We start from the raw sequence: 12,330 nt of genomic DNA on the forward strand, positions 1-12,330 counted from the left end.
AAGGCAACTTATTATGATTGCTTTTGGTTAAGCTTTAGATTGATTACTTTGAGCTTCGCATTCGCGGCGCACATCTTCAATGATTTTAAGTTCTTCCTGACTAAAAGGTTGTTCATTAAGCTGTTGCTTTTTGAACGTTGGGTCAAGGAGAGACAAACGCTGACACAAATTATTCATACGTTTTTCATTGTGCTGAATACGATCTAACAACACACGCATACCTTCTAACATTGGGTCAGTTTGGTCTTGTGTTGCAGCATACGGTTGGAAACCAATACTTTCTGCATAATCGCGACGACGGCTTTCAGCTTCATCTTTTGGCTTATCTTTCGTGATAAAGCGTGCTGGATTACCTACAGCGGTAGTATCCGCAGGAACTTCTTTGGTCACCACGGCATTTGAGCCGACTTTGGCATTTTTACCTACCGTAAATGGGCCTAAGATCTTTGCACCAGCGCCAACCACTACGCCATCTTCCAAGGTGGGGTGACGTTTGCCTTTATTCCAAGTTGTGCCCCCTAAGGTCACACCATGGTAAAGGGTGACATCATCACCAATTTCAGCTGTTTCACCAATCACCACACCCATACCATGGTCAATGAAGAAACGACGACCGATTTTCGCACCCGGATGAATCTCAATGCCTGTGGCAAAGCGGCTAAAAGAAGACAATAGACGAGCTGAGCCTTTACACTCTTTTTTCCAAAGTTCATGTGCCATACGATGCATGATTAAGGCATGAATTCCTGGATAAGTCGTTAAGACTTCGAGCGTATTTCGTGCAGCAGGATCGCGCGCGAATACAGCCTGTATATCTTCTTTGAGCTGCTTAAGCATTAGATTGATCCTCATTGTCTGTAGATTTTTTCCATGTTCCGTTATTTAAAGCCTGTACTCGGCTAAAGATGCCACGTAATAAGTGGTATTCCATACGATCTAATTGTATACGTCCAAATAGGCGACGCAAGCGTAAAGGTAATAATCTTGGATTTTTTGGATCCATAAATTCAATCTCTGCCAGCATTTTTTCAATATGCGGGTAGAACTGTTCCATCATTTCATGGGTCACCAAAGGTTCATCCCATTCCATATCGATGTCATCGGTAACATGCATATTGGCATCAGGATTTGCAGTTAACTCAGTATGTGCAAGGGCGGCCATGCGCATTTCATAGCAAATGACTTGAATCGCTTGGGCAACGTTTAAGACGCCATATTCAGTATTCACTGGAATAGTGACATGGTAGTTGGCCATTGCCAATTCTTCATTGGTCAAACCACGGTCTTCACGGCCAAACACCACGGCAATTTCTTGCTGTTGTTCGCAGACCGCTTTGAGAGACATTTCGGCAGCAGGGCGAGCGTCAAGTAATGGCCATGGGATGGTACGACTACGCGCACTAGTACCAAAGATAATATGACAATCTTTAATGGCTTCTTCTAATGATTCAACGATTTCAATTTGATCAATTAAATCGACAGCACCGGCAGCCAAAGCATTAATGTCAGGATGCGGGTAAGTCTTCGGTGCAACTAAGACCAGCTTTGAAAGTCCCATGGTTTTCATGGCACGTAATGCACTACCAATATTTGCGGGTAATGTTGTATTCACCATGACAATACGCACATGGGAGAGATGTGCTGAAACCGCAGCATTGTCAGTTTGATTCATGATATTTCCAATATGTTTATTTAAAAAAGCAGTTCAAACAGCGTTTAAACTTTAAGAAAATTGATTGGCTTCTGCTTGGTATAAATCCATGGCATCATCCATGCTCATCCCATCTGGCGGTGGCGGAACCTGCGCAGGAATAGAGGCTTGTTCATAACTTACCGCTTTGGCAGCTTTGGATTTGACATGATATTCGACATGCAAAGATTCTTTACCGAAGTAGTCACGCAGCTTAGACAGTAATTCATCTAGTGGGGCAACTTTCCAGTTTAAGCCCAAATGAATGTCGGCCGTCGCATATGGATAGTCAATATATAACTGCACAGGTATATGCGTACACATATCGACATTGCAAAAAGGCAGTAAAATATTTTGGATGTCGCGTGATAGCGTTTTACTAAAATGTTCAGGTGTTAATTTAATTTGAATGGCATTGGCACGTTTTTGACGGATTTCATTCAAACTGAAGGCTTTAGTTAAGCGACCCATTGGCCGATCAAAACCTTCACGTTCGTAAATTTCACCTTCAATGACCACCACTTTTTCGTTTTGAATCACGTCTTTGAAGCGGTTAAAACGTTCGTGATTCGCAGACACTTCAATACGTGCTGTACCATCATCGAGTGTCACCATCATACGGTTCGGGAAGTTGGCTACATCGACGACTAGGCCTGCAAATACTGTAGTGACACCGCGACGTGTAGGCGTAAGTTCATTAATACGCTGTGAAATAAAGGCTTTTAACTCTGATCGATACACATCGATCGGATGACCTGTTAGATAAAGCCCAAGAGTATCTTTTTCACCTTTAAGACGAACTTCATCTGACCACGGTTTAACAGGTTTAGAAGGTTTACGCTGAACTTCTTCAACTTCACCAAATAAATCCATCATCCCTGTTTCGCGGTTAGTGCGGGCTTGGTCAGCCGCTTGTACAGCTTCTGGCAATTGCGCCATCAAGTCAGCGCGTTCTAATCCTAAACAATCCAGTGCGCCACCACGAATCAATGCTTCAAGCGTGCGCTTATTGATTTTTTTTAGGTCAATACGATGGCAGAAGTCAAACAGATCTTTATATGGGCCATCTTGGATACGTGAGTCAATCACAGACTGCATGGCAGCTTCACCGACACCCTTGATCGCACCTAAACCATAGACGATGGTTTTTGGATCGCTGGCATGGAAATTATATAAAGACATATTGACCGAAGGTGGTAAGACTTCAAGACCATTAATACGACAGTCATCGATTAAGAACACCACGTTGTCCGTGTTCTGCATTTCCGAGGTCATCACTGCTGACATAAATTCAGCAGGGAAATGTGCTTTTAACCAAGCAGTTTGATATGCAACAAGGGCATAGGCAGCGGCATGGGATTTGTTAAAACCATAGCCTGCGAATTTTTCCATATAGTCGAAGATATGGTTGGCCGTATCTGCATCAATACCTTTGGTTGCAGCACCCTCAGTAAAGATCTGACGGTGCTTAATCATTTCTTCGACTTTCTTTTTACCCATAGCACGACGAAGTAAATCCGCGCCACCCAAGCTATAGCCAGCACAGAACTGCGCTGCCTGCATTACCTGTTCCTGATACACCATAATACCGTATGTCGGTTCAAGGACACTTTCTAGTAATGGATGTAAGTATTCAAACTCGCCACCATGCATACGGTAAATAAAGTCAGGAATCAGATCCATCGGGCCTGGACGGTATAAAGACACGAAAGCAATAATTTCTTCGAACTTACTTGGACGTGCCTCTTTCAGCATTTTTTTCATGCCGACGGATTCAAACTGGAAGACCGCTGTGGTATTCGCATCTGCGAACACAGCATAGGCAGGTTTGTCATCCAAAGGAATCAGGGAAATATCGACAGGTGTAGTGATATCTGGACGGGTATTAATGTGCTTAATGGCATCTTCAATTACCGTTAAGTTACGTAAGCCCAAGAAGTCGAATTTAACTAGACCTGCAGCTTCCACATCGTCTTTATCGAATTGGGCGACACGGTTAGTTCCATCTGCATCACATAGGACAGCCGAATAGTCAGTTAACTTAGTTGGTGCAATAACCACACCACCGGCATGTTTACCTGTGTTACGGGTAATGCCTTCAAGTTTGAGTGCCATTTCCCAAATTTCGGCTGCATCGTCGTTATCTGGGTTAGATGGGTTAGTGACAATGTCTTTTAGCTGTGGTTCGGCCTCAATGGATTCTTCCAAACTTAAACCTAAAGGCTTGGTCGGAATCATTTTAGAAATACGGTCAGCTAAACCATAAGATTTACCCAAGACACGGGCTACGTCACGAATCGCACCTTTTGCCGCCATGGTACCGAAAGTTGCAATCTGAGAGACCGCATCTCGACCATAAGTGCGTGCAACATAGTCAATAACACGGTCACGACCTGCAATACAGAAATCGACGTCAAAGTCGGGCATTGATACACGTTCAGGGTTTAAGAAACGTTCGAACAGTAGGTCATAACGCAGTGGATCTAGGTCGGTAATTTTTAAACTATAGGCAACCAAGGAACCTGCACCCGAACCACGGCCTGGACCAACAGGGACGCCATTACCTTTAGACCATTGAATAAAGTCCATGACAATCAGGAAGTAACCTGGGAATTGCATGGTCAGGATGATCCCAACTTCATAAGCCAAACGTTCATCATAAGGCTTACGAATTTCTGGCCAGTCGTCACCACGTTGTTCGACAGGATATAAATGCGCTAAACGTTCTTCTAAACCTTCTTTTGATAAATGTTCAAAATAGGTGTCAATTGTATGACCTTCAGGAATTGGATAATCGGGAAGGTCGTGGAAGCCTAAACGTAATGACACATTACAGCGTCGCGCAATGTGATAGGTATTTTCTATAGCCGTTGGAATGTCTGCAAACAGCTCCGTCATTTCCTCGGCAGTTTTAAAATACTGTTCAGGACTGTAATTTTTAGGGCGACGATTGTCACCGAGGACATAGCCATCGGCAATACAAACGCGTGCTTCATGTGCCTCGAAATCTTCTTTACGTATAAAATGCACATCGTTATGAGCAACCACACCAATGTTAAATTTCTTCGCAAGTTTTACTGCTTCGTGAATAAAGTCTTCTTCACCCGAGCGCTCAGTTCGTGTAATCGCTAGATAAACACGATTGCCAAATTTTTCGACCCATTCAGCTAACAGGGGTTCAGCTTTTTGCGGGTTAGAAGAGCAAAGCATTTTGCCGACATCACTTTGCATACCCAGTAAAACAATCAAATCTTGGTGTTGATTTAAAATCCAATCTTTTTTTACGCAAGGAATATCAAGCTGTTGACCTGAAATATAACCTTCAGAAACCAACTCTGTTAGACTGCGCCAACCTTTATTGGTCATCGCTAGAAGAGTAGCTTTGTGTTCAGCATCATTCAAACGAATGGTTGAACCAAATATGGGTTTAATGCCTTTATCTAAGCACTTTTTATAGAATTTTACAGCAGCATGTAGATTTGAAAGGTCAGTAATGGCCAGAGCGGGCATTTCATCTGCAGCTGCAGCTTTTACAAGATCAGGTATACGTACAATAGATTCAGTAATGGAAAATTCTGTAAAAATACCAAGATGTACAAAGTGCATAGATGAGTCCCTGCGAAAACAGCTGCTGATTTTAGCATGCTCTGAGATCAAACTTGCGTTTATTGCATGGCTTTATGCAGATTTATAAACTCACTGTTTAATCAATAAACGCTGTATGACAAACACCATTTAGCAAGCAATACCTTGATTAACTGAAAAAGCTATTAATTTGCTATTTTTAAAGTTGAAGGCTAGATTGCCAATATAGGGTAAATCATAGTTATGCGGCTCTTTCAGTACGGATTTTGCATGAGTGGTGAGAGTAAAATCACATAAGCCACTTCATTTGGATTGGCCAATTTTGCACTTTTGGTAAAGTCTTTTACAAATTGTTGATAGTCATTTTGGCTTATCAGATGTTTTGACCCAATTTGAATTTTAACGCGTATTTGAGTGGATTTATCCCATTCCATCCAAACATTCCCTTTGGTTTGTCCAAGTTGGGCGAAGCTGCTTTTATTTTTATAGAATGAATCATTTTTAACTTGAGAATTGTCCTCAGCATAAATTTCAAATTTTAGAAATTTACCTTTTGATGTGACATGAAATTCAGTATTGCCGGCACATTCTGAATATTCATATTTAAGCTTTACTGGATTTTTGCTGATTAATGCATTTGCTTTTGATGCAGGCAAGGGTCAGGCTAAGTCAACATCATTTACCTTAATACTAGTGACATAGTCATAATCAGCAATGGATGCAGATGCTGCTGAAGTGATGAATATCCACGTTGTGAAAAAAGTTAAGCGTAAAATTTGTGTTAGCAGTATTGTTTGCATGGGGAATATAAAATCCTGTTCTTTTGATATTTTGTACTCAATCAAGTTTTTGTAAACGTAATATTGAAGGTTATATTTTAAATTTTATGGTGTTGCTAATTTGCCGTCAAAATAATTTAAAACTAAAAAAAATTTTGGTTTAATTTTAGCTTAAAAAAAACCAAATCTTAAACATTAAAAAGCCCTCCGAAGAGAGCTTAAATATATGAATTATGCAGGCTTAGCGCAGTTTTGATAACCAGTCTCCCAGACTTTGAACAATTTGCACCAAAATCAACAAGACAATCACGGTCATGATGACCACGCTACTATCAAAACGTTGATAACCATAAGAAATGGCAAGATCACCGATACCGCCTGCACCTACTGCACCCGCCATGGCTGTTGCACCAATTAAGCTAATGGTTGCAGTCGTTAAGTTTAAAATTAAAGAGCTACGAGACTCTGGTAGGACAAATTTAGTAATGATTTGCAGCGGAGATGCACCCATCGCTTGAGCAGACTCAATGATGCCGTCATTCACTTCAAGCAACGAAGTTTCAATCAGACGACCAATGTAAGGACCAACATAGATTGTGAGGGGAACAATTGCAGCCCAAGTACCAATTGAAGTACCCACAATGACTTTGGTCAAAGGGATGACCGCAATCAAGAGGATAATAAATGGCAATGAACGCAGCGCATTCACAATCGGGTTCAAACCATGGTAGATGACACGATTAGGCAAAATGCCTTGTGGACGTGAGACATATAAAATCACGGCCTGGATAAAACCCCAAATACAGCCGAAGAGCATGGCGAAGAACACCATGTGAAAAGTTTCTTGTAGGGCAGTGACGAACTGATCCATAGACAAAGAACTTTTCCAAAAGGGTGCTGTAATTTGAGTCAGCCATTGAACAATTAAATCTCTCATTGCTGAACTCCTGCTTGAGTGACTTCAACCCCATGGTGTTCTAAGAACGCCACTGATTGTTGAATCAATGCTGCATCACCTAATAGCTGAACGAACATTTGACCAATTACCGCACCATTAATTTCAGTCATATTGGCAAACAAAATATTCAGGCTAATATCAAACTGTTTAATTACCGCTTGAATGACGGTTTCCTGTGCCGAACTGCCCAGAAATTTTAAACAATAAATACTGTTATGGTTTTGATTTTCTAGATTATTTAAAATATTAACAGGAAGCTGTTGCTGCAATACAGTTTGAATAAAGTTTTTGGTTGTATTGTGTTTTGGCTGACTAAAAATCTCTAAGGTTGAGCCGTGTTCGATGATTTTCCCTTGTTCCATCACCGCAACATAATCACAAACAGATTCAATCACATCCATTTCATGGGTGACCATGACAATAGTAATGCCTTGTTCTTGATTGATTTTCTTTAATAACGCCAATACCGAGTTAGTGGTTTGCGGATCGAGAGCAGATGTTGCTTCATCACACAGTAAAATTTTAGGATGATTGGCAAGCGCACGGGCAATCCCGACACGTTGTTTTTGACCACCAGAGAGCTCATCTGGATAGGCATTTTTCTTATGTTTTAGGTCAATAAATTCGAGCAACTCTTCTAAACGTTTTTGGCGTTCAGCTTTAGACACACCTAAAAGTTTAAGCGGCATTTCAATATTTTCTGCAACTGTTTTGGTTTGCAGTAAATTGAAGTGCTGGAAGATCATGCCAATATTGGTTCTTTCTTGACGCAGCTCTGCCGAATTTAAAGCAGTAAAGTCTTTATCATGAATAATAATTTGCCCTTCACTCGGACGTTCTAGCAAATTAATTAAACGGATTAAGGTACTTTTGCCTGCACCACTGTAGCCAATTAAACCGAAAATACAGCCATCTGGAATGTCCAGATTAATCTGATCCAGTGCTGTAACGGTTTGGCCTTTTAGCTCAAAATGCTTGGAGATATTTTTAAATTGGATCATAGCGTCAAAAAAGGGTTCAGAAATGAAAAAACAGGCAAAGTAAACTTTGCCTGTTTATTTGAAGAAATTATATTACTATTTTGCTTCAGTGAGGTAGCTAGTTGGTTTGTTTACATCAATTTTAGTACCACCAAAATGTTCATCGATGTAAGCTTTAACAGCTGGAGTGTGATAAAGCGCGCCTACTTTTTGTAGTACTGGGTCATTTTGACGGTCAGCAGCAACAGCAAGAATGTTCACGTTCATTTTTGTACTTTGATCGATTGGCTCATAGTAAACCGCATCTTTCAGTACGTTTAAACCACCTTCCATTGCAAGGGTATTACCCAAAACAATCGCATCAACTTCGTCTTTAACACGAACCGCAGTCGCCATTTGAATTGGTTTAATTACGATTTTCTTCGCATTTTCAGTTACGTCAGCAGGTGTGCCTTTTACATCGTCAAAATCTGCTTTAAGTTTGATTAAGCCAGCAGATTGAAGTAGTAACAATGCACGTGATTCGTTTGCGCCATCATTTGGAATCGCAATGGTTGCACCTGTTTTAAACTCTTCAAGTTTTTTAACTTTGCTTGAATAGATACCCATGGGTTCTAAATAAGTTGTCGAAAGCGGTGCAATTTTATCTTTATTGTTGTCATTAAACGCAACCATATAGGCATATGATTGGAATGCGTTAACATCAATTTCTTTATTCGCTACAGCAGTGTTCATAGACACATAGTCAGTGAAGTTTTTCACTTCAAGTTTAATGCCAGCTTCTTTGGTTTCAGGAAGCGAAGCAATGTAGCGCCAAATATCAGCATCCGAACCAGTCGAAGCCATAGTGACGGTTTGCACTTCTGCAGTGTCTTTTTGTTGTGCTGCGTCAGTTGCAGGAGCTTCTTGTTTACCACAGCCTGAAAGGCCAACAGATAAACCGAGAACTAATCCTAGGAGCTTTTTCATATATTCACCCGAGTAAATTTATAAAATTAATAAATTCACAAATCATATTATGGAGAGATTTACTTAAGTCTTTTATCAGACAGGCTGATAGATGCTTAATAATTTAAAATGCTACACAGACTTATACAATTAGATCTGAGTCTATTTCCAAATGGGAAAAGATAGCCATTGCAAGCTGCTGTAAACAAAAGATTTAATAAAGCAAATCTCTATATTTCGCTAGGCATCATATCAATTTTTTATTATTCAATATAGTGATTTAAAAAGTTATGCTTAGCACCAAAAATGTAAATGGAATATGTTTAATTAAATAATTTAATAAGTAAAAACAATATATTATTTATAATTAAACTATTTAAGTACGTCATTTGTATATGTTTAGGTCTATATAACAAATTTTAAAATGTATTGCTGAAAAAATGATAAAAATGAAATAAGTCCTGTCATACACAAAATTGGTAACATTCATATGTGAAAATAACGGAGAGTTTCAATCTAAGCTGAGTTGAAATATTTATTGGTATATTTGAAGTTCAACTCTGATTCATGGTTTTTCAAAATTTTAGATCTAAATCTGAGGAAGATTGAATCCGCAATATTGTTTAATATAAGCTGCTTAATAATTGATCATAATAAATTGCTATGTGAGGCACGCTATGTCAAATCAGTTTGATTTCGTCTCAGTTGTAAAAAAGCCTACGGTTCATTATGGCGGTAGATCTGTGAACCATGTATTAAAAATGGAAGATGGTAGTCAAAAAACCATCGGTGTATTTTTGCCATCAGAGCAACCCATGACGTTTGAGGCGCATGTGAAAGAACGTGTTGAAATCACATCGGGGCAGTGTGTTGTGCAAATTGGAGAGCAGGGCGAGTTTGTTCAATATACGTCTGGCGAAAGCTTTATTGTTCCACAAGATTCTATTTTCAAAGTGCAATGTACCGATGTTGTTGATTATGTATGCCATTTTGATTAAGTATGCTTAGACAGGTTTGCAGTTGCTTCAGCTTTACACCTTATGATTTTTTTATTTCTAAGTTATAGCAATTGATATTTTTATTGCTTAAACCCCGCACTTAGCGAGGTTTCTTATATGATTACATGAATGATTTTGCTGTCTTATAGGAAATCCTGTAGTAACTAAAATTAAGGTTTTTAACATCTTCTATAGCCACTGTTTGGCAGAGTTAATGTACTTTAGTTTTGCCGTGAATAATTATTCAATTAGCAAAAGGGGATGTGCAAGTAATCACTACGCTGTATTTCATACAGGATATGTTTATTTAAAGGATGCTCTAGTGGTACAAGTGGATGATTAAATTCACGGACTTTTTGCATACCAATGCGTTGCATGACATGTTCTGATGGTGTGTTTAAGCTTGCTGTAAAGGAAATAACTTTATCTAATCTTAAGTTTCGAAAAGCATGTTTAAGTACAGCTTTTGCACCTTCGGTGGCATAACCTTGATGCCAATATTGCGGTAGTAGTCGCCAGCCGATTTCAGGTGCATCGGCTATTTCAAACTCAGGTGGGTGTACGTGTAAGCCGATAAAGCCAATAAATTCGCCTGTGGCTTTAAGCTCGACGGCATATAAACCCCAACCACGTGTTTCTATTGCATCGCGTAGGCGTTGCATAAATGCAGTGGCTTCGGACGCATCAAGTTTGTTAGGGAAATAGCGCATGACGTCGTCGTCTGCACACATTTGGATGAATGGAGCAGTATCGGAGTCTTGCCATTGGCAGAGGATAAGGCGAGGGGTTTGGATAAAAATATGCATATTAAATATTAATTTGTATGGGTGTTTTCTTACTGAGACTAATGTAAATAATTTATAGTGTACATGATGATGGAATTGATATAAGTGAATAGTATTTGGGGGAGATGTCATTTGATTTGATGAACTAATCTTAATAGGCTTTTACATATATTTAGTTGATAAGGAGTAAATATGGAGTTGCAATACAAATTTTCAGAGGATGAATTTCTCGTATTATGCCAAGAAAATCTTGGGCGGGAAAAAACAACAGTTTTTGAAGATTTATATGAAGCTCTTATTCACTTTTTTAGTACTCCGGATTCAATCTCAATAACTGAAATAAAGCAGAATTACACATTTGGATACTATGATGATCACTTATCACTGAAAGAGTATATAGATAAAGGGAAAATGATAATCCCTTATCTTCAATTTGAGCTAATCAGTGATAAGGACATAGATCTGGATGTTACGGAAGTTAAACTACCTTCATTTATTATATTGTGTGATTTCCTTTATGGAGGAGGAATAACTAGGAAGTACAATATTAAAAATACAAAAATGAAAACCAAAAACAAAACATCAATACAGCTTCTTTCCGTTGAATTTCCACAAGCATTATTAACTAAGCTTTATTCACGAATGACACCACCAAAAAGTTTATTACCATCAAAATTAGGCTTTTATGAGTGGCGGCAGACTTTCTATAACAAAATGACAGGAGAAAGTTTCTTTTGCTCATGTTTTAAGGATGCTCTTGCCCAAAATCAGATTGGGTTGGCTGTACGCCACACTCACCTTAAAAATGCGTTAGAACATAAATCTGTTAAAGTTTCGATTTGCCATATCTGCACCAATACCAATTCAGATTTAATCTATTGCCACAAAATGTATGGCTCGGCTTTTAAAGCTAAATATGGCGCTTACATTGCTAAATACGCATTTCAGGAAGGTATCAGTGAAAGGGATGCGGAAAACCATATTAGAGAGTTAAAAGGTGTTGCACGTATAGGTGAAAGGTGGGTTAATGAAACCTTATTATTTAACTATATCAATCTGCTATTTCCTCAATACACGGTTCAAAGAGAAGCATCACCAAGTTGGTTGAATAGACAAAGGTTTGATGTCTATATCCCTGAGCTAAATTTAGCGATTGAGTACCAAGGGCAACAACACTATCTTGCTGTCAACTTATTTGGTGGAGAAGAAGGTTTAAAAAGAACAAAGCAAAGGGATAAGGAAAAGCTTCAACTCAGTAAAGCAAATGGAGTGGATATTATCTATTTTAGCTACAAAGATAATTTAACTGAAAAATTAGTACAAAATAGACTTAAAAACTATCTTAAAGAACCTCTATAAACGTGTATTTTTAATCATGGATATAGATGATAAAAGCCGTTATTTGAGCTATTTATTTATAAAAAACCCCGCACTTAGCGGGGTTTTTATTTAATCAAATGAATGATTAAGCATTTTCACGGTAAGCGTCCGCTGAACCCCATGCCTATTTTTTAATTCGATTTAGGTTTCCAGCGGTGTGGTAGCAATTCTTCAATCTGAGTCACTTTATGTGTCGGCAACCTTTTCAGCACATCACTTAAATAGGC

Annotated in this window: 11 protein-coding genes; 2 read left to right on the top strand and 9 right to left on the bottom strand. The window is 39.0% G+C overall.

What is annotated here, in order from left to right; translation table 11 throughout:
* Positions 1–27: 27 nt before the first annotated feature.
* The 7 genes from cysE to FTU83_RS09250 all read right to left on the bottom strand — a co-directional run bounded on the left by cysE (position 28) and on the right by FTU83_RS09250 (position 8,961).
* Complete coding sequence (gene cysE / locus FTU83_RS09220; RefSeq protein WP_180003858.1) at positions 28–837, bottom strand: serine O-acetyltransferase; 810 nt, start codon at positions 835–837, stop codon at positions 28–30.
* A complete protein-coding gene (locus FTU83_RS09225) occupies positions 830–1,672 on the bottom strand; it encodes an RNA methyltransferase (protein WP_180003859.1) in 843 nt (280 codons plus the stop codon). The genes cysE and FTU83_RS09225 overlap by 8 nt, the downstream gene beginning before the upstream one ends.
* A 51-nt stretch (positions 1,673–1,723) precedes the next feature.
* On the bottom strand, positions 1,724–5,296 hold the full coding sequence (dnaE, locus tag FTU83_RS09230) for a DNA polymerase III subunit alpha (RefSeq protein WP_180003861.1): 3,573 nt from the start codon (positions 5,294–5,296) through the stop codon (positions 1,724–1,726).
* A 233-nt stretch (positions 5,297–5,529) separates the two neighbouring features.
* Positions 5,530–5,931 (bottom strand): hypothetical protein, encoded by a 402-nt coding sequence (locus FTU83_RS17440; protein ID WP_257222563.1) that lies wholly within the window; start codon positions 5,929–5,931, stop codon positions 5,530–5,532.
* Between the two features lie 364 nt (positions 5,932–6,295).
* Positions 6,296–6,991, bottom strand: a complete 696-nt coding sequence (locus FTU83_RS09240; RefSeq protein ID WP_078188742.1) for a methionine ABC transporter permease — start codon at positions 6,989–6,991, stop codon at positions 6,296–6,298.
* Positions 6,988–8,013 carry a methionine ABC transporter ATP-binding protein gene (locus FTU83_RS09245; protein WP_180003863.1) on the bottom strand — a complete coding sequence of 342 codons (1,026 nt, stop codon included), beginning with the start codon at positions 8,011–8,013 and terminating at the stop codon, positions 6,988–6,990. The genes FTU83_RS09240 and FTU83_RS09245 overlap by 4 nt, the downstream gene beginning before the upstream one ends.
* A gap of 75 nt (positions 8,014–8,088) precedes the next feature.
* Positions 8,089–8,961 carry a MetQ/NlpA family ABC transporter substrate-binding protein gene (locus FTU83_RS09250; protein WP_168377622.1) on the bottom strand — a complete coding sequence of 291 codons (873 nt, stop codon included), beginning with the start codon at positions 8,959–8,961 and terminating at the stop codon, positions 8,089–8,091.
* Between the two features lie 656 nt (positions 8,962–9,617).
* On the opposite strand from FTU83_RS09250, the gene FTU83_RS09255 reads away from it, so the two are divergent.
* Positions 9,618–9,938 carry a pyrimidine/purine nucleoside phosphorylase gene (locus tag FTU83_RS09255; RefSeq protein ID WP_180003865.1) on the top strand — a complete coding sequence of 107 codons (321 nt, stop codon included), beginning with the start codon at positions 9,618–9,620 and terminating at the stop codon, positions 9,936–9,938.
* A 248-nt stretch (positions 9,939–10,186) separates the two neighbouring features.
* On the opposite strand, the gene FTU83_RS09260 is transcribed toward FTU83_RS09255, so the two are convergent.
* Positions 10,187–10,744 (bottom strand): GNAT family N-acetyltransferase, encoded by a 558-nt coding sequence (locus FTU83_RS09260; RefSeq protein ID WP_180010139.1) that lies wholly within the window; start codon positions 10,742–10,744, stop codon positions 10,187–10,189.
* A gap of 171 nt (positions 10,745–10,915) precedes the next feature.
* On the opposite strand from FTU83_RS09260, the gene FTU83_RS09265 reads away from it, so the two are divergent.
* Positions 10,916–12,082, top strand: a complete 1,167-nt coding sequence (locus FTU83_RS09265; protein WP_180010138.1) for a hypothetical protein — start codon at positions 10,916–10,918, stop codon at positions 12,080–12,082.
* 152 nt (positions 12,083–12,234) lie between these two features.
* Here the strand turns inward: FTU83_RS09265 and FTU83_RS09270 are convergent.
* A partial coding sequence (locus FTU83_RS09270; protein WP_179992416.1) for a transposase domain-containing protein occupies positions 12,235–12,330 on the bottom strand: 96 nt, incomplete at its 5' end.

The sequence above is a fragment of the Acinetobacter sp. YH12152 genome (assembly GCF_013418285.1).
In the GTDB taxonomy this organism is placed as follows: domain Bacteria; phylum Pseudomonadota; class Gammaproteobacteria; order Pseudomonadales; family Moraxellaceae; genus Acinetobacter; species Acinetobacter amyesii.